Below are 21,403 nucleotides of genomic sequence, written 5' to 3'. Positions count from 1 at the left end.
GGTTGAATCAAGTAACCTATGCAGGAGAGTTCTTGGCCAGAAAACGACGCTCGCAGCGAGCTTAACTTGGACATCTCTGATTTAGCTCAAGAAGAGCTCAAGAGTTTGACCTCGAACTCGAAGCTCAGCAAAGTATTTGCTATACCAGACATTGGCGACAGGGTGTTTGACGCGGAAACAAAAGCAGATCTCCCGGTGGCGGTGCCTGTGCCGGGAACTCCCTCTTTTCCTCAAAATCTGTACCGGGGACGCCGCGGAAAAGCCGCCGCAGTGCTGACTGCGATTTGGGCCGGCACGATCGCCCTGCACTTGATTTCTTGGGGTGCGTGGGTAGTGTGGGGGTTGACGGGACTGCTGTGGATGCAAGCATTTCGAGTGTTGTTTGCGGAACCCAAGCCCGCACTGCCGCCTCTTGCCGATGAAAGTCGAGAGGATTGGCCTTACGTGTCGCTGCTGGTGGCAGCGAAAAATGAGGAAGCGGTGATTGCCCGATTCGTAGAATCCATCTGCAATGTAGATTATCCGATCGACCGCTACGAAGTTTGGGCGATCGACGATCACAGCAGCGACGCCACGCCGCTAGTATTGGAACAGCTAACCAAAAAGTACCCCCAGCTCAAAATATTTCGCAGAGGAGCAAATGCCAGCGGCGGCAAGTCGGGAGCACTGAATCAAGTGTTGCCGCTGACTTGCGGGGAATTTGTCGGCATATTTGACGCCGACGCGACGGTAACGCCGGATTTGCTGCGCCGGGTGCTGCCGATGTTCGATAGAGAAAAAGTAGGAGCTGTGCAAGTCAGAAAAGCCATCGCCAATGCTTCGGTAAATTTTTGGACTCGTGGCCAAGAAGCAGAAATGGCTCTCGACAGTTTTTTCCAGCAGCAGCGGATTGCGATCGGCGGCATTGGAGAATTGCGCGGTAACGGCCAATTCATGCGTCGCACCGCCTTGGAAAGCTGCGGAGGCTGGAACGAGGAGACGATTACCGACGACCTGGATTTGACTGTGAGGCTGCACCTAGACCGATGGGACATTGAATTTCTCGCTTTCCCAGCCGTGTCAGAAGAAGGAGTCACTAACCCTCGCGCTCTGTGGCACCAGCGCAATCGCTGGGCAGAAGGTGGCTATCAGCGTTATCTTGACTACTGGCGGCTAATTTTGCGGAACCGCATGGGAACTGGGAAAACTTGGGATTTATTTGGATTTTGGGTATCTCAATATTTCTTACCCACAGTAGCGCTACCCGACTTTGTGATGTCAATTGCGCTGCGCCGGATGCCGATCGCCAGTCCCATAACTTTTATGACCCTTACATTGTCGGTGGTGGGAATGTTTGTCGGTTTGCGCCGCACTCGCAAAGAGACCAAATTTGACGTAAGGCGAGTTTTTGTCACCTTGCTGCAAACGCTGCGGGGTACTGTGTATATGTTCCACTGGCTGCTGGTAGGGACTGTGACGGCTCGGATTGCGCTACGGCCCAAGCGGCTCAAATGGGTCAAAACCGTCCATCAAGGCGCTGTTAATAGCATCCAGTAAACAATTCGCCGAAATATCTCGGCACATTATCGCCGAACGTCCGAAGATTTTCCCCGACAAAAAAACACCAACGCTCGCCCAATATCTCCCCGCCAGACCCTAAGAGTAAAATTTGGCAATTCCGAGAAAAAAACACTTTGAAACAGCTTAGGTAATAGGTGAGCGGCGAGCGCTAATAGGGAATAAGTAATCGGCAATACAAAAGTCAAAAATTAAAAGACAAAAGCGATAATTTTTAACTTTTAACTTGACAAAAAACCAATTACTATCTATTAATTATGAATTGCCAATTAGGACGAATTGCTTGTTGCCAACTACCCGTCACCCGTAATTGATAATGGATTTGTTAGAGTACCAAGCTAAATCTTTATTTCGACAGATGGCAATACCGATTTTGCCGTCGCAGCGGATTGACAATCCCGCCGACCTCAAAGGACTGAAAATTCCCTACCCAGTTGTACTAAAATCGCAAGTGCGGGCTGGGGGACGGGGCAGGGCGGGCGGTATCAAGTTTGTGGAAAATACGATCGATGCAGTAGCAGCGGCTCAAACAATTTTTAATTTGCCGATCGAGGATGAATATCCCCAAGTCCTGCTGGCAGAAGCAAAGTACAACGCCGACCAAGAATTGTACTTAGCGGTACTCCTAGACCCCGTAGCCCGCCGCCCGGTGCTTCTGGGATCGAGACAAGGAGGTATGGATGTCGAAGGGTCGATCGAGCAAATGCAGCAAGTTGCCGTAGATCAAGAATTTTCCCCATTCTACGCGAGGCGTCTCACGCTGAAAATGGGATTGCAGGGAGACTTGATTCAATCGGTGAGCACCATTGTCGAAAAAATGTACCGGCTGTTTGTCGAAAAAGATTTAGATTTAGTAGAAATCAATCCTCTCGGCATCAGTCCGACGGGAGAGGTAATGGCTTTAGACGGTAAAGTCACCGCCAACAACGATGCCTTGGGGCGACATCCAGATTTGGCCACACTCTCGGAGAAGAGGCAAAGCAGCGGGCTGGGACGGGAAAGGAGAAGTCTCCATGCCCCTGGCGATCGCTCCCATTCGCACTCGAAGCCTCAGCAGTCGCCGGAGTTTGACCCCAAATCTAAATCCCCACTCTCGCATTCCGAATCCCTGCAATTAATAGAACTAGACGGGAATATCGCGATTTTGTGCAACGGAGTGGGCCTGACAATGGCAACTCTAGATGCTGTAACCCACCAAGGAGGAAAACCAGCTAATTTTGTGAATATTGGTTCCCTAGACCGCTACGATGCAGCAAATGCCCTGCGCGATCGCGTGGATTTGGGTCTGGAGTTAGTCGCTCAGGATAAAAGCGTTAAGGTGATACTTGTAAATATTTTGGGCAGCGCCTCCAAGACGGAGGAAATAATCGCCGCAGTAACCGGCTATTTGGAACGGAAAGCTCGCGCTAACCGCCACATCCAAGTTGTGCTGCGGCTGGTAGAGATCGATGCTGATGCTGTTAAAAAGCGTTTGGGACAGTTGCCGGTGCAGCTAGCTAGCACTTTGGATGAGGCCGCGGCCGCTTCTGTATCCTCCGTCAAGTAGCGGCAGTTGATCGGCAAACAATGAGATTTCTGTACAGATGAAGGCCTTCTGCTTTTTACAGATCGAGTGTCAAGTGGGAAAAAATGAATTTAACTCCTGAAAGCAAAGTCCTAGTACAGGGCATTACAGAATCTCCCGCGTCCACCCGCGCCGCCCTGATGATGAAAGCATACGGCACGAATGTAGTCGCCGGTGTCAGTCCCGGTCGGGGGGGCTGGAAGTGGAGGGAATTCCGATTTTTGATTTGGTAGAACAAGCAGTGGCGGCAGTGGGTCACGTTGACACTGCGGTAATTTTGGTAGATGCTTACTCGGTGCTGGATGCGGCTCTAGAAGCGATCGCCGGAGGAATTCGGCAAATCGCGATCGTGACTGGGGGAGTGCCTCCTCTGGATATGGTGCACTTAGTCAGAAAAGCAGAGGCCACCGAAACTTTGGTAATCGGGCCCAACGGTCCGGGGATTATTGTGCCCGACAAACTCCTGCTGGGAACTCACCCCAAGGAATTTTACACTCCCGGCCCGGTGGGAGTGATCAGCCGCAGCAGCACTTTGACTTACGAAGTTGCCCTAGAACTGACGGAGGCTGGGTTGGGACAGTCGATGGCGGTTTGTATTGGCTGCGACGCGATTGTCGGTTCTTCTTTTATGCAGTGGCTGCAAATTTTGGACGAAGACGACAGTACGGAAGCGATGGTTTTGGTGGGGGAAGTTGACGGGTGGAGTGAACAAGCTGCTGCTTCTTACATCGCCTCGGCGATCGACAAACCCGTGGTTGCTTATCTGGCCGGCCGCTACGCTCCCAAGGGGCCGTCTTTGGGCCACGCCGGCATCCTGATCAGTTCTCGGGCGGCTGCCCAGAAAGCCTTTGGAGTTACGGCCCCAAACAAAATGGCTGCCTTTGAAGAGGCGGACATACCTGTGGCGGCTCGACCTTCAGAGATTCCTAAGTTGCTCAAAAAATTGCTAAAGAAAAATTGATTGCTTTGGGAGTTTTCACAAAAGTCCTAACCCTTTTGGGGGTTGGGATAGGACTAGGGCGGGGGCGGGTGTAGTCTCAAAAGTGTGGGCAGAATGCCACAGCAGCCGCTTCAACCCGCCTTTGGGACACATTTATGATTTTTTTTACCAAAGACCTCTGACCGGCGCCACAGGCTGCGGTGCGGGTGCTGGCAAGGGGGCGGCGCGGCGCGGCGCTGGAGGCGGAGTGGTTGGCTGCACGCTGCGGCGAGGTTCGATCGGACTTTCGGTGGGATTTGTTTCAGTGGTGCGAGTTGTCGATCGCCTCACATCTTGAAGCAGGCTTTGCAGAGTTCCGGCTATACTCTGAACTCTCCCAACAGCGGTGCGAACGCTGGCCACATCTACGTAAACCTCGTTGAGAGGATACTTTTTCAGGATTTCCAGCAGCGATACCTTACCGTCATCACCGGATGCCAGCATCACCGCTGCCCGCAGAGCTTTCCCGCTTTCTGTGCGACGCTGAGTCCGAATGGCTTGACCGATGTCGTCAGTGATTTTTTCTCCCGGGGTGCTGTAAACTACCCTAGCCAGATTAGCAGGCTTTAAACCAATTTCTAAACCCATGAACCCCCGTAGTATTTGCGCGTCCATTTTGGAGAACCGGATAATTTGTTGGATGGTTGGCGTCGTCGTGCCGTTTTTAGCAAATTCTTCTAAGTCGCTGATATCGATGGCTTGTCTGATCGGGCCAAATGTGAGGACAACTTTTTCGGCCCCTAATGCTCTACTGCTGCTAGATAATACGCTCGCGCTTGCTCCTAAAAATATGGCAATGCCGATCGATACAAATTTTGTTAATTTCATATTCTGTTTCACCGATCGATTAAAATTATTTTTTCTAGATTTGTACATTATAGATGCAGCAGTTATATTCTACAAGTTCGCGAGCGTAAGTTGTGCCAGCCTCGCACCCACAATCTCGATCGAGACTTTTTCTCATCTTGACTTTAAGAATAAGTAACCACATCTGCCGAAATCTGTTCGCTTCTATTCCTTCTGCCTTCTACCTTCTACATCTCCTGCCTTCTACATCAGAGTGTCTTCCGCCTTTTACATAATAAGTGCCTTATAAAAATTATAGGAACTGCCCTCACGGGAGGACGTTCTTAATTGCACAAACATAAGGGCTCGATTGCTTCTTCTTTCTCTCTTAGGCAACTAAATCCATCTTCCTTCTTCCCTCCATCTTCCTTCTTCCCTCTTCCATCTTCCTTCTTCCCTCTTACATCTTCCTTCTTCCCTCTTCCTCTTCCATCTTCCATCTTCCTTCTTCCCTCTTCCATCTTCCCTCTTCCATCTTCCTTCTTCCCTCTTCCTTCTTGCTTCTGCTATATGTTGAAAACCAAGCGCAAATCCAAGAAATCCAAACACAAGCACAGCGAAAAAACAACAGCGCTAAGCAAAAAAGAAGTAGCTGCACAAAAACGCAAAATTTCCGAAAAGCGCAATGAACTGGTGCAGGCGATCGCCATAAGCTGCTTAGTCACCGTTGCTCTCAGCATTCCCCTGTTGTTCGTAGCCGGCCCTAAGATTGCTATTGCAGGAGGCGCAGCCGCAGCCATCTTGCTGCTTTCCTACAAATACCCCCGTCAAGCTTTGTGGACTTTTCTAATTTACCTGCCTTTCAGTGGCACAATTACTTACGCAATTGGTGGCGGGAATGCTGCATTTCAAGTAGCCAAAGATGCTTTCTACATACCAGCTCTCATCGCCCTAATTCAAAGCTGCAAAAAGAAACAGTTGCCCGTCTTCATTCCCAAAGAAATGGTTTCTACCTTCAGCATCCTGTTGATGATGGCAATGCTGACTTTGATTTTTGTGAACGGGGAGATGCAGCTCAACCCTATGAAGGGCGACAAACCAATTCTGCAAGGAATTCTCGGCTTAAAAGTATTGATAGGTTACATACCGCTGATGGCCTGTACCTATTATCTGCTCCGCACTAAGAAGGATTTGGTATTTTTTAGTCGAATGCACATCGTTTTGGCGATCGTTTGCTGCCTCCTCGGTTTGATTCAGTACCTGTTGCTGCAAAGTGGAAAGTGTGCGGGAACCAGAGGAATGACCGGAGCAGAATTATATAAAGCAACGCTGGAAGCTAGATGTTTTGTCGGCGGTTCTTTGGTGTTTAGTCCAGAAGTCAAGTTTGTGCGCTTGCCGGGAACTTTTGTCGCGCCTTGGCAGTGGGCGTGGTTTTTAATTTCTAATGCTTTTTTAACCTTTGCTTCTGCCTTTTGCGATCCTTCATTCTGGTGGCGACTTATCGGTTTATTTGGCATGGCTTTAGTATTTGCCAATGCAGTTATTTCCGGTCAAAGAGCTGCTTTAGTTATGGTTCCAGTTGCTACCGCAATCCTGCTAGTCCTGACCGGTCAATTAGTTAATTTAAAACGATTTATTCCCATCGGTGCAGGACTGGCGATTCTGCTGTTTGTCGGTGCAGCCATTAACCCGGGAATTATGGAGCAGCGCTGGGAGAGTTTTGTGAGTCGCTGGAATGCTGCACCGCCCCAGCAGTTTCTCTTTAATCAGTTCGAGCAGAGCAACAATTTTATCATTGACAAACCTCTCGGTAGAGGTGTGGGACGAGCGACTAATTCAACGAGAATATTTGGAACCACGCAGCTAATTGAAACTTTCCAACCTAAGTTGATCTACGAACTCGGTTATCCGGGAATGATTAGTTTTCAGCTCATGCTTTTACACTTAGCTTTTCTAACTTTTAGAGCTTACCGATCTGTCAAGGATAAAAGTTTGCGGAGTTACGGAGCTAGTTTTTGGGTGTTTGTTGCATTTATTACGATCAATACTCAATACTATCCGCTGGATGTAGATCCAGTGTCCGTGTATTATTGGGTTTTAGCTGGGGCGATTTTAAAGTTGCCCAAAATTGATAAACAGGTGCAGGATGAAAAACACCAGGAAGTTGAGTCAAATGAATTGCAAGTTCACCAGCCATTAAAGGAGAAAAAAATTATTGCATCTTCCCCAATTTGAGAATAGTTTTGTGTGTTGAGTTTGGTGGATGCTTTCTTGTCCCGTAACCTGCTTTCGCTCCAAGGCGGTGCAAATGTAGCCCGCCGTTCTGGGTTTATCTGTGCTAAAACCCACCCCTACAGCATATTGTGGATCTTAACTTTACTGCGGTTGCCAAACCGGATGGCTAGCATTCAAATCCTGGTCGTTTGTCAATTTATTCAAGACCGAACCATCGCGATTAATTACATACAAGTTGCTTTTTTCTCCTTGGATTTCGTTAAATATAAAAGCGATTTGCTGGCTGTCACTAGACCAAGCTAATTCTGAAACTTCCGACGGTTTTAGCCGAGAATCTAGTTGATTTAGCTGGTTCCCGTCAGAATTAAGTGTGTAGAGTTTTTGATTGTTGAACTCTCCCGCTGGAAGCTGAAAAGTTGCAGAATTTGCAACAAGTTTTTCAGGGGCGGGCAAGATGCCCACACCACACTAAACTTCAACTCTTGTGGAACCGGCATTTGTGGAACGGGCATCTTGCCTGTTCCATATCGCAGCGGAAAATGCAAGTTAAAACGCATTTTATCGATTCATCTGCTAATTTTCAAAGTGTTTGTCGGTCTATATGTCTCGACAGCCTCAAACTCTGTTTAATTCTGCCAATAATTAGCTCTAACATTTTTTTGCGGGACGGATTCTTGCTGCTGGGTGGCATCCCTAACTCGCAACACATCAAGTTCAAGTCAGTTGCACTCATTGCCAACAATTTTTTCCTCACCTCTTCTTCATTACCATTCTTAGCTTGTAAACGCAGTTCTTCATAAACTTCTAGAACATTTCTCGCCGATAAATTAGCAGGTTTATTAACCTCAGCACCACTGGAAATATCCGAAGTTTTTGAGCCAGCAGAAATCACTCCCCGCTTGACTTGAGTCTCAAGCCGGGTTAATTTTCGAGCAACGTCCCGCAAGATTTCCTTAAGTTCGCCAATTTCCTCAACTAACCCCCCGCTTTCTTGTTCGGAAGCAGCCAAAATTTCTTTTTTACTCATTTCAGATACTCCTCACACTCGCGCCATAGTTTTTCAAATTCTCTAACTAATTCTCGCGGCAGTTCTCCCTCATTAATCGCCCGTTTTAGCCCGACGCTTTCGCGAATCGTCGATTCTAAAAATCTAACTTCTATGTTATTATCTTTTGATATCTCATCGCAAAGTCTCTTTACTTCTCTCATGTAAAACTGAACTTCATTTGTTAGCAATCCTCCATAGATTTTAGCTTTATTCATAAACACTGCAATCTTGGGAAACGGATAAGGCTCAATCCGCTTCTGAAGCGAGTTTAAAACTAAACTCAATCCCCTAGAACCAAAATAATCGGGATTGACGGGAATTAATATTAAGTCGCAGCAAGAGAGTACGCTGTAGGTGAGGAGGCTGAAGGAAGGTGAACAGTCAAAAAGCATCAAGTCATATTTGGGTAGATTGGCAGAGTTGGCGATTTTGCCGATGAATCTCCGGATGAAGTCTTTAACACTTTTCCCCTCAAATCCATCGATATCTAACCAATACAATTCTTCAACTGAAGGGACAAAATGCAACTGTTCGTCAATCTGATAAATGGTGTCGAAACCAACGGGAAATTTAAAGTTTTGTCCGGCTTTTTTAAAGACTTCTAGAGCGTCGTAAATTGTAAGTCTATGCTTGAGAGATTTTTCGTACCACTTACCAAATTTGTCATCTAAATGACCTGTATTTTCGTTAAGTCCGATCGCCTCCGTGAGCGACATTTGCGGATCTAAGTCTAACATCAAGACTTCTAAGTCGGTTCCTTGGGATATAATATTTCCCAGACTCCAAGTGACGGTAGTCTTTCCGACACCGCCTTTGAAGTTGATTACGGCTATTGATTTAGGACTCATGGCTGGCTTTGTTTGGATTTTGCTCAATTTTTTATTAAAACATAACGATCGCCCAATTAGCGTTTGCTAAGTATTATTACTCGAATAATGGCGATCGCCTACTCAAGGCGATCGCCAGATTAACAGCGAGTCTCTTTTTAGAAAAGAACGTCAGGAAACTTGAAAACGTGACTAGCAATATTCCGCACCTTTACTAATGGAACAGGTAATCCAGTTACACTGTAGCCTCGATTTGGTACTACTTTCTGCGGGAGTTCTGGCTGTTGTTGCGAAACTAACAACCTGAATTTACCCGGTTCGACGACCAATATCTCCTGTTGAGGAATGAAAAATATCCAGAGATCGGCTTGCGAGGTCCATCCCCAACAGGGACGGTTGCGATCGTCACAAGCTTCAAAAAACAAGTTTCCAGTTTGCTTGGCTTTTATATCAGTCTTGTACTCAGCAGTTGCAGTTGAACCGTTTGGGCGAATTAGTACGCGGTCAATACCTGCTTTCTGGTACTGTGGCAAATCTGAGACATCTTCAATGCGATAGCCATGAATCTGCAACCACTGGTCTACGATCGCCTCTCCTGTCTTTCCTACTTTCTTTTGAGTTTGGAAGTCGTATTCCTGTTTTTGGGAAAGCGGGGGTAGTGGCTGGGAGTATTCGGCTTCGTTGTGCTGATTATTGTTGTACATGATTAATTCCGTCAGCTAAGTTTTGAGTAGTGAATCACTACATCCCTAGCTTCGCAGTCACACTTTTAAAGTTCAGCCTAAGTAAGGGATGACTTTGGTATGAGTTGGATATAATTTTTAATAGCATCAGCTAAAATGGTCACAAATAGGGTAGTGAGACTATGGCAAACAGACCGCGGGCAAAGAGATCGCTCATAGCATCTGTAGCAGGCATCGAACAAGCCAGAATAGCTTTGACACACAAGGTTTGGACTTATGATAATTTGGAAGAGGAATTAACCATAAGTCGTCAGCCTGTTGTAAATTTTTTTAATGGCAAGACCGTTGACCGCAAAATTTTTGTTAATATTTGTAAAAAGTTAGACTTAGATTGGCAAACAATAAAAATAGTCGATTCTCCTATCAGTCCACCTGAATCGAAGCTAGAACAGAAAGAATCAAGGAACACACAACCTGCAAATGCTGAACCTGAGCAAATTGAGGAAGTGCTGGACAACTTTTGTGACGAGGTTGTGGTCGAGAGGGTGCGATCGCACTCTCCGATCTCTGCTGAGGATTTCGATGAACTGGGAATAAACAAGGCTAAGGAAAGAGATTTTGAGGGAGCTCTTGAAAATTTCAATCGAGCAATTAAGCTCAATCCTAATTATGCAGATGCCTACAATAACCGGGCTAATGTTCGCTATGAACTAGGAGACTTTCCGGGAGCAATTGAAGATTACACAGAGGCGATATTGCTCAATCCTAAGTGTTCAGATTTTCACCAAAACGGGGGTATTATTTCTTGTGAATTACGTGATTACCGAGGAGCACAGGCAGATCACAGCCGAGCAATTCAACTAGATCCTAACAATCATCAAGCCTACAATAGCCGAGGTTTTGCTCGTTTACAAATGGGGGATGTGCCAGGGGCACTTAAAGATTTCACCCAAGCAATTGAACTAAATCCTGATTATGCCCTTGCTTGGAATAATCGAGGTCATGTCTACTTGGAATCCGGAAATCTGGAAAGAGCGCTTGAAGATTATACCCTGGCAGCTCAGCTGAATCTTAATAATCCTAAAATATTCTACAACCTGGGGGTTATTCACTATAGCTTGGGGAACAAAGAGAAAGCGCTTGAGGATTATAACCAGGCAATTGAGCTTAAACGAGACTTTGCTGAAGCTTATTACAACCGAGGCATTGTCCACTATGAACTGGGCGATTCCCACAGAGGAGATGAGGATTTTCACACTGCTAAAAATTTATATCGGGTGCAGGGAAAACAAGAAAATTACCAAAAGGTACTTAATCTAATAGAAGAACTTCAGCAAGAAGATTGAGAGCGACCGCATTCAGTAAATTGATAAAAAGAGCGATCGCTACATTGCTTAAAGCTTCAAATATACTATTCACTGTAATGATTCCTACAAGCTGCGATCGCAATTTCGACCTCGGTAACTTGGTAAACCAAACGGTGTTCGTTATCAATGCGCCTCGACCAAAAACCACTTAACTCGTATTTCAGAGGTTCAGGTTTGCCCAATCCTTCAAAGGGCGATCGATCTATATCTTTAATCAGTTCTACAATTTTGCGATAAATCTTTTTGTCTAATTTTGACCATTCATTAAAATCTGCAAAAGCAGAAGATTCAAAAATAATTCTTCTGCTCATTACAAATCCTGTAGATCGACTTCAACTAAATTTTGTCTATCTTTAAGATTTTCAATAGCTTTCAACAGTTTGTTTTTATTGGCTTCCGATTTCAAAAGATATTCGGTTTCATCGCATTCTGAGACAATTATTTCAATCTCTTTATCTCCAAAAATCGCTTTGATTTGTTCTAAAAATTTACGATCTAGTTCGCTGGCTTTTAAACGATAAACTGTTGACATCGTTTTTACCTATTTTTGATTGCGATAATTATAGCGTTTTTAGTCTGATGACTTGCTATGTAAATATAGCATAGCCACCACCTAAACCTCAACCTCAATCAACTCCCCTAAATCCAATTGAATTCTCAGAACCCCTCCCACGAGCTCTTGTTTCCTCCAACTAACCTTCTTAAACAGTTGACAGTGGCCAGTGAGATTTTTAGGATGGGGATTTATACCCCACCCTAAAAATATTTTTTTTAGCGTTTCACCAACTTCTTAGAAACCTTCCGCAGGCGAATAGATTTTGGCGTTACTTCCACCAATTCATCCTGGCCGATGTACTCCAAAGCGCGTTCCAAACTCATATCGACTGGTGCTTGCAATTGCGCCAATTCTTCACCGCCAGATGCGCGGTGGTTTGTCAACTGCTTCGACTTGCAAATATTCAGCTCCATGTCTTCATCTCGGTTGTTTTCTCCGATAATCATCCCTCTGTAAACCTTGGTTCCGGGGGTAATGAAAAATACGCCACGGTCTTCAGCATTTTTCAGTGAATAAGTAGTTGCAACTCCTTCTTCAAAGGAAATCAATACTCCGTTGCGACGGGCGACAATTTCTCCACCGAGGGGGCGATAGTCGAGGAAGCTGTGGTTCATAATTCCAGCGCCGCGAGTTAAGCGCATAAACTCGCCTCGGAATCCAATCAAACCGCGAGCGGGGACTGAAAATTCGATTTGGGTGCGACCGGTGCTGCTGACGTGCATATCTTGCATTTCTGCTTTCCGCTGACCGAGGCGTTCGATGCAGCCGCCGACTGCTTCTTCGGGTACGTCTAACACCAAACATTCAAAAGGTTCGCAGGGACGACCGCCGACTTCGCGGAAGATTACTTGCGGTTGAGATACTTGGAATTCGTATCCTTCGCGACGCATATTTTCGATCAGGATTCCCAGGTGGAGTTCGCCACGGCCGGATACGAGGAATTTGTCGGGAGATTCGGTTTCTTCGACGCGCAAGGCGACGTTGGTTTGGAGTTCTCGCATTAGCCGATCGCGAATTTGACGCGATGTTACCAAACTACCTTCTTGACCGCAGAACGGCGAATCGTTCACAGAGAAAGTCATCTGCAAAGTTGGTTCGTCTACTTTGATTAAAGGTAGCGCTTGCGGGTCGTTGGGGCAGGTAATTGTCTCGCCAATATACGCATCAGCAAAACCAGCAACGGCGACAAGATTACCAGCAGAAGATTCTGGGATATCAATCCGCTTCAGGCCTTCAAAGCCCATCAGTTTGGTAATTTTTGATTTGACAATCGCGCCACTTTCGGTGATTAAGACTGCTTGTTGACCGATTCTAATCGTGCCGTTGTGGATGCGGCCGATGACGATGCGACCGACGTATTCTGAGTAATCTAAGGTGGTTACTTGCAGTTGTAGTGGCTTATTGGGGTCGCCTACGGGGGGTGGTACGTGGTCGAGGATTTCTTCAAAGAGGGGCTTCATATCTACCCCTTCGTCTTCGAGGTGTTTTTTGGCGTAACCGCTTAAGCCGGAACCGAAGAGATAGGGAAATTCGCACTGATCGTCGTCAGCGCCTAGTTCGAGGAACAGATCCAAAACTTTATCGACGGCTTTGTGGGGGTCGGCTCGCTCGCGATCGATCTTATTCACAAAGACGATCGGGCGTAGTCCTTTTTCTAGGGCTTTTTTGAGCACGAACCGCGTTTGCGGCATCGGGCCTTCGTTGGCGTCTACGATCAGCAGACAGCCGTCAACCATGCCGAGAACTCGTTCGACTTCTCCGCCGAAGTCCGCGTGTCCGGGGGTATCGACGATGTTGATCAGGGTTTCTCCGTACCTGACAGCGGTGTTTTTGGAAAGGATGGTAATGCCACGCTCGCGCTCGATGTCGTTGGAGTCCATGACGCAATCTGGGATTTCTTCCCCTTCGCGGAAGATCCCGGACTGTCTGAGGAGAGCGTCCACAAGGGTGGTTTTGCCGTGATCGACGTGAGCAATGATGGCGACGTTGCGAATGGGAAGACTCATAATGCGTCTGGAACGTTAAACGGATCTAACTAAAGATTTCTTAATAATTGTAGCGCATTGAGTCAAGGGCCGATCGGGCGCGGCTTTAAGATGGGAGTGCGCTGAAAAGTTATGCCCGATCGCCCGGTATGGCAATGGCTGACATCGGTGATCTGCTAAAATTGACCCGGACGCTTGATGTGTCGATCGAAGAATTGTTGGATTTTGTGGAACAGTAACAAATTACACTTAAAATAAACCAGCGCTACCAGCGCCAACCAGTTCGGCCTCGCAGGACGATCGGCAATTACGATCGCCCAAGCAACAGATTCGAGAGTTGGCGGATGGGACAGGGCGAAGTGTGAAAGAGATGATATATTCTCAGCGGCAATTGTAGCTGTTCGATCGCCCATATCAGTCTACAATTTTTAACGTTGAGCCTTATTGAAGTGCAGGAGTGGAGCTGGCTTGGATAACGCTAGTCTGTCAAGAAAACCCCCGCAAGCCTCGGAGCTTGTCGCCGACGAAATTCCAGAAGCAGTGCGAGATCACCCATACCCAGAAGCAGGGCAGAGTCAGTCTAAGAAAAAAGGGCTGATTTGGAAACTGCTAGGGTTGGCCGCATTAGCCTTTGGGGTCAGCATCTGGCTGCACCTCAACTTTAACTTGTTCCCAGCCACGAGTCAGGCAGAGCAAACTCAACAAAACCCAGCGCCGACCAGTTCCGCGTCTCCGTCTGTCCCGAGTCCAGCTACCACTCCAAAAGTCCCCGCAGTCCCAGAAAACCTGCTGGGACACTTGCCGTACCCAGAAGCACCAGCCAAAGACTTGGTAAGCGTCACTTCCGACGGTAGCGTCAAACTCCGCTCCTCAGCAGCAGCAAAATATCAGGAAATGGCCAACGCCGCTGCCGCATCAGGCGTCTATTTCGCTCCCATATCTGGCTTTCGCTCCCTGCAAGACCAACAGCACGTATTTTTTGACGTGAAAGCCGAACGCAGGCAAAACGCCAGCAAGCGAGCCGAAGTCAGCGCCCCTCCAGGTTACAGCGAACACCACACCGGTTACGCGATCGACATTGGCGACGGCAGCGCCCCGGAACACAACCTCAGCCCCAGTTTTGAAAATACCCAAGCATTCGAGTGGTTAGAAGCCAACGCCGTCGCCTTCAGCTTTGAAATGTCCTTCCCCAAAAACAATCGCCAAGGCGTCAGTTACGAGCCTTGGCATTGGCGGTTTGTGGGCGACAAGCAAAGCCTCGAAACTTTCTACAAAGCTCATTCCATGAAAAAGTAGAGGCAAGAAGGAAGAAGGAAGAGGGAAGAAGGAAGAAGGAAGAAGGAAGAAGGAAGATTTTCCACATCTCCGGCTTTGCCACTCTCCCACTCTCCTACTGCCCCACTCTACCCACTCTCCCATTCCCCCACTTCCCCCCACTCCCCCACTCCGTTGGGCCAAACTCGTGATTGCAATCTATCCAGGCAGCTTTGATCCCATTACCTTCGGTCACGCAGACATTATCGAGCGGGGATCTAAACTGTTTGACCGGGTAATTGTTACCGTAGTCAGAAACCCCAGCAAAACCCCTCTCTTCACCGTAGAGGAACGGATCGAGCAGATCCTGCGCTCTACCCAACATTTGCCGAATGTTGAAGTAGACAGTTTTGAGGGTTTGACAGTAAACTATGCTAAGATTCGACAAGCCAAAGTGCTGCTGCGGGGGCTCCGGGTACTAACAGATTTTGAAATGGAACTCCAGATGGCCCACACCAATAAAACCCTTCTGGGTGAAATTGAAACAGTTTTTTTGGCAACTTCTAACGAGTACAGCTTTTTAAGTAGTAGTGTAGTTAAAGAAATAGCCAAGTTTGGTGGCTCCGTAGATCATCTTGTTCCGAAACACGTCGCCCTAGATATTTACAAATGTTACGCCAGCAGGAACCAACTCGCATCGAACCCGACAGTACCGGACGCGGCACTGATAACGAATCACCTCAGAACACATCCGCCTTCGGAGACCCCACCCGAACCGCAGGAGTAGACATCCAGCGGGAATTGAACCGGCTTGAGGAAATCGTTCTCGACAGTCCACGAATTCCCATGACCAGACGCACTCTGGTGGATGAAGAACAGTTGCTCGATCAGTTAGACTTGGTGAGGCTAAATTTGCCGATCGCCTTTCAGGAAGCCGAGACAATCATCCGGCACAAGGACGACTTGCTTCAAGAGGCGGAACTTTACGCTCAGGAAGTGATAGAAGCAGCAGAACAGCGAGCTGCAGAACTTTTAAATGATATGGGCCTGCTCCAGCAGGCGAAGATAGAAGCCGATCAGTTACGACAGCAAGTTTTGCTCGACTGCGAGGCAATTCAGCAGGCCACGCTGGCGGAAGTTGAACAAATTCGCTACCAGGCTCAAGAGGAATTGGAAGAGATGAGAGTCAGGGCGATGGCTGAATGCGAGGAAATTCAAAACGGAGCCGATGATTATGCTGACCAAGTGCTCGATAATATCGAGCACAAGTTGAGCGATATGCTGCGCGTGATCCGCAACGGACGCGATCAGTTGGATAGTGTTTCTGCGTCGCACATTCCTCACAGCAACGGTTAGCCAACAGTGAACTCATTCCTTGAACATTTCTAAAAGTCTACCTAATTTAGGTAGATTTTTTTTCGCAATAGTCTCTATAGTTTTTATTCCTCAATCCCAGCAGTCGGTGACTTATTTTTGCCGACATAACTTTTGTGAATATCAAAGCAAGTATAACATTTTATGGTATCCTAATCTTCATACCAAATCCGGCTTAATTACCCCCTTTATCTCGCTAGTGCGCGCGGGGGGAGTTCCCTTGACTCTTGAGCGATTTCAACCGCCGAATGATAAAAGGGATAGCCAACCCGGATTTTGGATCAGACAAAACATTCCTAATTTGATTCAAATTGTGGCAATCTCATTTGAACCATGCAAAAAGTTTCTAATCGATTTGCTGAATTTGATTTGATCCGAGCTTTAGCGATCGTCAGTGTTGTGATTACTCATGCTGGGTTCTTCGCATTTCGCGATCGCAGAATTTTATTTGTGGCGATCGATACATTTCAACTATTTTGCGTACCTGCATTTTTACTGTTGAGCGGTTTTTTTCTCACCAATAAACGGGAAAATCAAAATAATCCCGCCCTGGTAGTCAAAAAAAGACTGTCAAAAATTCTACCGCCTTATCTGTTTTGGTCAGTAGCTGTGTACATCTTAAATAATTTGGGAGACATCCAAAAATTTGATTTCCTTTCATTACTCAGAGATATCTTGACGGGTTCAGTGATGCCTCCCTATTACTTCATCGTGGTGATTGTTCAATGCTACGGCTGGTGGTGGCTTCTGGTGAAATTAAGATTTTTAGAACCCAGAAAAGTTTTGGCTTTGGGCTTAACAATTCAAACAATTTTTACAATCTTCTTCTACTTAACCGCTTTCCAATACCTATCAATACCTCTACCTTTGATGGAGCGCTGGATTTTTAGTTGGATTTTGCCCTTTTCAACTGGTCTATTGTTGGGTGGCTCGTACGACAGAATTCAACCCGTTCTCGAACGGAAAAAAATGCAAATTTTAGGGGCAACGATCCTTTTTTATCTAGCTAGCATTGGGGAATTTTACCTGAAAAGTGGAGTTAATTCGGAGGCATGGTTTCTGCGATCGTTTTTTAAACTATCTGCTCAAGGATACGCAATTTTGTTCGTATTATCGATCCTCGCATTTTCTAAGACTATCGCACTTCCCAGTAGAGTATCTGGGTTAGTCAAAATATTGGCTGCTTACTCATTCCCTATATATCTCCTTGATTCGACAGTAGTGAAATATGTGTTGTTAGTGTTTTATAAGTTTATTGACCCGGTAAATCCGCTGCTGAAGCTCGGCTTTTTAGTTGCCGGGACTCTGTTAGGTTGTTGGGCGATTATTTATCTGTTGGAAAAACTTTTGCCTAAAAATTACAGGCAGTACATTTTGGGAATTTAATCGGATTTTGTGTTTCAGCGGATGTCTTCATAAAACTGCTTGAGATACCTTGGGGAAACGCCAAAGCCCCACAAAAAACCAATCGCAAGATAGATGGCAATAGCTTTAAATTCGCCCCAACTCGCAACTCGACGATCGCTACTTTCCACTACCCGATTGACTAACTTAAGTCTTCCCCGTCGCACTAACTTCAAACACAAATCCGCTTCCTCCATAATTGGCAGCGCGGCATCGAAACCAGCGCATTCCCAAAAATCGGTACGGCGGCAAAAAATAACTTGGTCGCCAAACAGCAGGCGTAATCCTTTGAAAAATAAATGAGGTCGAAATAACAGTGGCGCGTAATAAGTTTTCAGGTAATTGTGGAGGGAAAAACCCCATCTTGTTTGCTGCGAACCAGCCATCAGGGAGATAAACCCGCCGCCGGCAATTTCGGCATCGGACAATGTTTTCTGGATGACTGCTACAATGTCGTCGGGAACTAAAGTATCGGCGTGGAGAAAGCACAGAATTTCACCGCTGGCGACTTGAGCACCTAAGTTCATTTGCAGGGATCGTCCGGCTATACTGCTAGAAATAACGCGGGTAGCGGCGGAAAGTGCGATCGCCACTGTTTCGTCTTGACTGCCGCCGTCTACCACCAACACTTCCCAAGCGGGAGGATTGAGAATGCTGAGTTGGCGGAGGGTGCGTTCCAGGCAAGTCGCTTCGTTGAGGGCTGGGATGATAATAGAAACGCGATCCATCTGGTTGAAATTTATGCCAGAGATATTATAATAAACAACTGTGGCAATTCACAACTCACGAGAAAATAGAACTTACGCGCGCGGATTCAAAAACCCGGTGTCTGCCTGTGAACTCGTCACGAAACATCCGATTTTCTACAGAAATTGGTTTTTTTGGCGTCAGTCCTATAAAATCACGCAAAAGTACAATCGCCATCTATATTTTCCACTAATCAGGACTGAGAAGATCGTGCAGAAAACAGAAGTAAAAAATGATTTAGAATTTTATGATGAAAGTGCCGATAATTGGTGGGACAAAAATGCTAAAATTTATGCCTTATACCATCTCAACAAACCGAGATTTGAGTTTTTCGACAGACACGCGACTAACTGGCAAGGGCTGAAAACCTTAGATGTCGGGTGTGGCGGCGGCTTTTCTTGCGAGTTTATGGCCGAGAGAGGCGCTATTGTTTCTGGAATAGATCGCTCAGATAAATGTATTGTAGCAGCTCAAAATCACGCAGTTACCAGCGGTTTTGAGATTGACTACAGGCAAGGTTTTGCCGAAAATATGCCCTACCCTGACAATACCTTTGATGTTGTAATCTGCGTCGATGTTTTGGAACACGTGGCCGATTACAAAAAAGTTGTGTCTGAGGTTCACAGGATTCTTAAGCCTGGGGGATTGTTCTTTTTTGACACAATCAACAGAACTTTTTCCTCGCAAGTTGTGATGATTGGGCTGATGGAAAATTTTTTGCAGGAAATTAGGCGGGGCGTTCACGATTGGGAGAAGTTTATTACCCCGGAGGAACTATCTGTGGTAATGCAGGATATTGGTTTTGGCAATATTCAAATTAAAGGTTTTGATATGTTTGGCGAAATTGGCGCTATGTTAGCCGAGATGCACGGTTTTTGGGAAGATTTTACACGCGGAAAGCAGGTCTTTCCTTCGGCGAGTATTTTAAAACAAGTATCTCAAACTCTAACATCTAATCTAGCTAACTATATGGATTACAAAAAATCAGGGTTGTTTAAAATCCAAATTAATGAGGATAAGTCGATTATGTATGTTGGCGTAGGGGCGAAGAATTAGTCAGTTAATTGTTAACTGTTGTCATTAGGGGCGAGTTGGAGACGGATTTTTGCGATCGACAAATCCGGCTAAAACCCGCCTCTATTGCATTTTTTAGGGTACGCAGGTCGCGGTACACCTTATCCTGTGGAGTGCATACAGATATTCCGTGGGGACACAGCACGACGCCGTATCCTTACTGTATTGCGGGCAATTGAGAATTGCTATATTGGCGATCGCACGACAAACCTAAGCCGGGGCTGAAGGATACTGAGTATCGAGCGAATTTTAAGGGACTGATCGCCCCAACTCCTAAAATAGCGATCGGGCAAGCATATATACTTAAATGTTAGGGCGAACACAGTGGCGCCGCCCCTACCGATTCACAATTTATCAAGAATTATGCCAGCAAGTTTTCTGCCAAAATCGATCGCACAACTCACAGAATCTACCTCAATTGCCTTAGCCCAAAGCATTCAACAAGCAGCCATTACAACTCCCCTCAGCCAGCAGCCAATTGCCACAACCTACGCGCGCCAAGGCAGCGGAAACACCCCTATTTTGCTAATTCACGGGTTCGACAGTTCCCTGTTTGAATTCCGCCGCCTGTTGCCGCTGCTGGCTGCCGAAAATGAAACTTGGGCGGTTGATTTGTTGGGTTTTGGCTTTACAGAAAGAGCGACGGGTTTGGCATTCAGTCCAAAGGCGATCGCCACTCACCTCTACTATTTCTGGAAAACGCTAATTTCGCAGCCTGTAATCTTAGTCGGTGCTTCAATGGGAGGTGCAGCAGCAATTGATTTCACCCTCAATTATCCCCAAGCTGTAAAACAATTAGTGTTAATAGATAGCGCAGGTTTTGCAATCAGTTCTAATAAGGGAAAGTTTTTAGTTCCTCCTTTAGGATATTTGGCAACTTCATTTTTGCGAAATCCCAAAATCCGCCAGCGAATTAGCATCAATGCTTATTTCGATAAAAATTTGGCTTCTCTAGATGCTCAAACTTGTGCTGCTTTGCACTTGGAAATGCCCAACTGGAATCAAGCTTTAATTGCGTTTACCAAAAGCGGCGGTTACGGAGGTTTTGGGGCAAACTTATCGCAAATTCAGCAGGAAACACTGATTTTGTGGGGAAAACAAGACCGGATTTTGGGGACGGCGGATGCGGAAAAGTTTGCAAGGGCGATCGCCAATTCTCAACTAATTTGGATACCCGACTGCGGGCACGTTCCCCACTTAGAAAAGCCACAGATTACCGCCCAGCATATTTTAGAATTCATCACCAAAAGCGGACTCACGCAAAAAAAATAAACTTAAGGTGCGCCGCAGCGCACCTTACATATATGTTTTCCCTTGCATATTTGGTATAGTTTGAGGTCAAATAGACAGCTTTCAAACTTTCGGCAAATACTTTTGTACGATCGTCCATCCTGTGAGCAACACAGTCACAAATCCCCCAAACAAGGCCAAATTAGTGCCGATATGGAGGGGACGCGCCCAAGGATGTTTAGGACCAATTTGCAGCCCGCTTCCAACAGAAACCAACACCAAAGCCACAACAGCTAACCCGGCCGGTAAATGAGCCGAGTGACCCAAATTGCCGTAGTATCCCAGCGTACCGACTACACCAATTCCCAGCAGTAAAATTACCAAAGTTGCCATCCCCACACCAGTCGCTAAATGAAAGGGACGCAGCCATTTCGGGCGGGGCTGTTTCGTACTGCGAGCCGCAAACATCCAGGTTCCCGTAACGGCCAGCAACAGGTAAGCTAACAGGGAAACACCCATTGACCAAGCCGCTATTTTCCACAACCACAAGAAAGAAGGCAGATTCATCGGTTGTATCCCTAATTAGGATTTTCCACAAAAGGTTTCACTCCGATTTTACCTGGACTTGAAAGCAAAAATGAAGAATTTTGAGAGAAAGTGCGATCGGACTATCCACAGCTTGCTTCCGTCTTACCTTGAAGTCAAACGAACTTTCTCTGATACTCAGCTTAAT

The 21,403-nt window shown here is 46.5% G+C and carries 23 protein-coding genes and 1 pseudogene; 12 read left to right on the top strand and 12 right to left on the bottom strand.

From position 1 onward, the window contains the following. Positions 1-18: 18 nt before the first annotated feature. The 3 genes and pseudogenes from D0A37_RS14555 (at position 19) to D0A37_RS14545 (ending at position 4,082) form a co-directional block, all read left to right on the top strand. A complete protein-coding gene (locus D0A37_RS14555) occupies positions 19-1,536 on the top strand; it encodes a glycosyltransferase family 2 protein (RefSeq protein WP_242725278.1) in 1,518 nt (505 codons plus the stop codon). A gap of 337 nt (positions 1,537-1,873) precedes the next feature. After that, entirely contained in the window at positions 1,874-3,103 is a 1,230-nt protein-coding gene (locus tag D0A37_RS14550; RefSeq protein ID WP_242725274.1) for a succinate--CoA ligase subunit beta, read from the top strand. 83 nt (positions 3,104-3,186) lie between these two features. After that, positions 3,187-4,082 (top strand): annotated as a pseudogene (locus D0A37_RS14545) (succinate--CoA ligase subunit alpha). Between the two features lie 144 nt (positions 4,083-4,226). Here D0A37_RS14545 and D0A37_RS14540 read toward each other — a convergent pair. Together D0A37_RS14540 and D0A37_RS14535 are read right to left on the bottom strand one after the other, a co-directional pair. Next, entirely contained in the window at positions 4,227-4,928 is a 702-nt protein-coding gene (locus tag D0A37_RS14540) for an alpha/beta hydrolase (protein ID WP_242725273.1), read from the bottom strand. Positions 4,929-5,230: 302 nt separating this feature from the next. Continuing rightward, a complete protein-coding gene (locus tag D0A37_RS14535) occupies positions 5,231-5,407 on the bottom strand; it encodes a hypothetical protein (protein ID WP_242725271.1) in 177 nt (58 codons plus the stop codon). Positions 5,408-5,456: 49 nt separating this feature from the next. Here D0A37_RS14535 and hpsL point away from each other — a divergent pair, with 49 nt between their 5' ends. Both hpsL and D0A37_RS14525 read left to right on the top strand, forming a co-directional pair. Beyond that, on the top strand, positions 5,457-7,121 hold the full coding sequence (gene hpsL, locus D0A37_RS14530; RefSeq protein ID WP_242725269.1) for a hormogonium polysaccharide biosynthesis protein HpsL: 1,665 nt from the start codon (positions 5,457-5,459) through the stop codon (positions 7,119-7,121). A gap of 36 nt (positions 7,122-7,157) precedes the next feature. Beyond that, positions 7,158-7,424, top strand: coding sequence for a hypothetical protein (locus D0A37_RS14525; RefSeq protein WP_242725267.1), 267 nt, complete (start codon positions 7,158-7,160; stop codon positions 7,422-7,424). A gap of 41 nt (positions 7,425-7,465) precedes the next feature. Here the strand turns inward: D0A37_RS14525 and D0A37_RS14520 are convergent, their stop codons facing one another. From D0A37_RS14520 to D0A37_RS14505, 4 genes are all read right to left on the bottom strand, one after another. Beyond that, the gene (locus tag D0A37_RS14520) at positions 7,466-7,633 is read right to left on the bottom strand and encodes a hypothetical protein (RefSeq protein WP_242725266.1); all 168 of its coding nucleotides are present in this window, start codon (positions 7,631-7,633) and stop codon (positions 7,466-7,468) included. 68 nt (positions 7,634-7,701) lie between these two features. Next, on the bottom strand, positions 7,702-8,148 hold the full coding sequence (locus D0A37_RS14515) for a hypothetical protein (protein WP_242725264.1): 447 nt from the start codon (positions 8,146-8,148) through the stop codon (positions 7,702-7,704). Then, positions 8,145-9,017 carry a ParA family protein gene (locus D0A37_RS14510; protein ID WP_242725262.1) on the bottom strand — a complete coding sequence of 291 codons (873 nt, stop codon included), beginning with the start codon at positions 9,015-9,017 and terminating at the stop codon, positions 8,145-8,147. Before D0A37_RS14510 ends, D0A37_RS14515 begins: the two co-directional genes overlap by 4 nt. A 137-nt stretch (positions 9,018-9,154) precedes the next feature. Then, positions 9,155-9,700 (bottom strand): hypothetical protein, encoded by a 546-nt coding sequence (locus tag D0A37_RS14505; RefSeq protein ID WP_242725260.1) that lies wholly within the window; start codon positions 9,698-9,700, stop codon positions 9,155-9,157. Between the two features lie 161 nt (positions 9,701-9,861). Here D0A37_RS14505 and D0A37_RS14500 point away from each other — a divergent pair, with 161 nt between their 5' ends. Next, on the top strand, positions 9,862-11,025 hold the full coding sequence (locus D0A37_RS14500) for a tetratricopeptide repeat protein (protein WP_242725257.1): 1,164 nt from the start codon (positions 9,862-9,864) through the stop codon (positions 11,023-11,025). A gap of 65 nt (positions 11,026-11,090) precedes the next feature. Here the strand turns inward: D0A37_RS14500 and D0A37_RS14495 are convergent, their stop codons facing one another. The 4 genes from D0A37_RS14495 to D0A37_RS14480 all read right to left on the bottom strand — a co-directional run bounded on the left by D0A37_RS14495 (position 11,091) and on the right by D0A37_RS14480 (position 14,000). Further along, a complete protein-coding gene (locus D0A37_RS14495) occupies positions 11,091-11,357 on the bottom strand; it encodes a Txe/YoeB family addiction module toxin (RefSeq protein ID WP_242725256.1) in 267 nt (88 codons plus the stop codon). Continuing rightward, a complete protein-coding gene (locus D0A37_RS14490; protein ID WP_242725254.1) occupies positions 11,357-11,578 on the bottom strand; it encodes a hypothetical protein in 222 nt (73 codons plus the stop codon). Before D0A37_RS14490 ends, D0A37_RS14495 begins: the two co-directional genes overlap by 1 nt. A gap of 239 nt (positions 11,579-11,817) precedes the next feature. Next, on the bottom strand, positions 11,818-13,608 hold the full coding sequence (gene typA, locus D0A37_RS14485; RefSeq protein ID WP_242725252.1) for a translational GTPase TypA: 1,791 nt from the start codon (positions 13,606-13,608) through the stop codon (positions 11,818-11,820). Positions 13,609-13,763: 155 nt separating this feature from the next. After that, entirely contained in the window at positions 13,764-14,000 is a 237-nt protein-coding gene (locus D0A37_RS14480; protein ID WP_242725250.1) for a hypothetical protein, read from the bottom strand. A 55-nt stretch (positions 14,001-14,055) separates the two neighbouring features. On the opposite strand from D0A37_RS14480, the gene D0A37_RS14475 reads away from it, so the two are divergent. The 4 genes from D0A37_RS14475 to D0A37_RS14460 all read left to right on the top strand — a co-directional run bounded on the left by D0A37_RS14475 (position 14,056) and on the right by D0A37_RS14460 (position 17,601). Further along, positions 14,056-14,883, top strand: a complete 828-nt coding sequence (locus tag D0A37_RS14475) for a M15 family metallopeptidase (protein WP_242725248.1) — start codon at positions 14,056-14,058, stop codon at positions 14,881-14,883. A gap of 166 nt (positions 14,884-15,049) precedes the next feature. Then, positions 15,050-15,628, top strand: a complete 579-nt coding sequence (coaD, locus tag D0A37_RS14470; RefSeq protein WP_242725245.1) for a pantetheine-phosphate adenylyltransferase — start codon at positions 15,050-15,052, stop codon at positions 15,626-15,628. Then, complete coding sequence (locus D0A37_RS14465) at positions 15,511-16,197, top strand: TraB/GumN family protein (protein ID WP_242725242.1); 687 nt, start codon at positions 15,511-15,513, stop codon at positions 16,195-16,197. Before coaD ends, D0A37_RS14465 begins: the two co-directional genes overlap by 118 nt. A gap of 351 nt (positions 16,198-16,548) precedes the next feature. After that, complete coding sequence (locus tag D0A37_RS14460; protein WP_242725239.1) at positions 16,549-17,601, top strand: acyltransferase; 1,053 nt, start codon at positions 16,549-16,551, stop codon at positions 17,599-17,601. Positions 17,602-17,615: 14 nt separating this feature from the next. On the opposite strand, the gene D0A37_RS14455 is transcribed toward D0A37_RS14460, so the two are convergent. Then, on the bottom strand, positions 17,616-18,347 hold the full coding sequence (locus tag D0A37_RS14455) for a TIGR04283 family arsenosugar biosynthesis glycosyltransferase (protein WP_242725236.1): 732 nt from the start codon (positions 18,345-18,347) through the stop codon (positions 17,616-17,618). 229 nt (positions 18,348-18,576) lie between these two features. Here D0A37_RS14455 and ubiG point away from each other — a divergent pair, with 229 nt between their 5' ends. Together ubiG and D0A37_RS14445 are read left to right on the top strand one after the other, a co-directional pair. Continuing rightward, positions 18,577-19,422, top strand: a complete 846-nt coding sequence (gene ubiG, locus D0A37_RS14450; RefSeq protein WP_242725233.1) for a bifunctional 2-polyprenyl-6-hydroxyphenol methylase/3-demethylubiquinol 3-O-methyltransferase UbiG — start codon at positions 18,577-18,579, stop codon at positions 19,420-19,422. A 381-nt stretch (positions 19,423-19,803) separates the two neighbouring features. Beyond that, complete coding sequence (locus D0A37_RS14445; protein ID WP_242725230.1) at positions 19,804-20,712, top strand: alpha/beta fold hydrolase; 909 nt, start codon at positions 19,804-19,806, stop codon at positions 20,710-20,712. 81 nt (positions 20,713-20,793) lie between these two features. Here the strand turns inward: D0A37_RS14445 and D0A37_RS14440 are convergent, their stop codons facing one another. Beyond that, positions 20,794-21,237 carry a DUF4079 domain-containing protein gene (locus tag D0A37_RS14440; RefSeq protein ID WP_242725227.1) on the bottom strand — a complete coding sequence of 148 codons (444 nt, stop codon included), beginning with the start codon at positions 21,235-21,237 and terminating at the stop codon, positions 20,794-20,796. Between the last annotated feature and the right edge of the window lie 166 nt (positions 21,238-21,403).

This window comes from Microcoleus vaginatus HSN003 (assembly GCF_022701255.1).
GTDB lineage: Bacteria > Cyanobacteriota > Cyanobacteriia > Cyanobacteriales > Microcoleaceae > Microcoleus > Microcoleus vaginatus_B.
The sequence above is the reverse complement of the archived record's forward strand: the minus strand, read 5'-3'. Positions and strand labels throughout refer to the sequence as shown.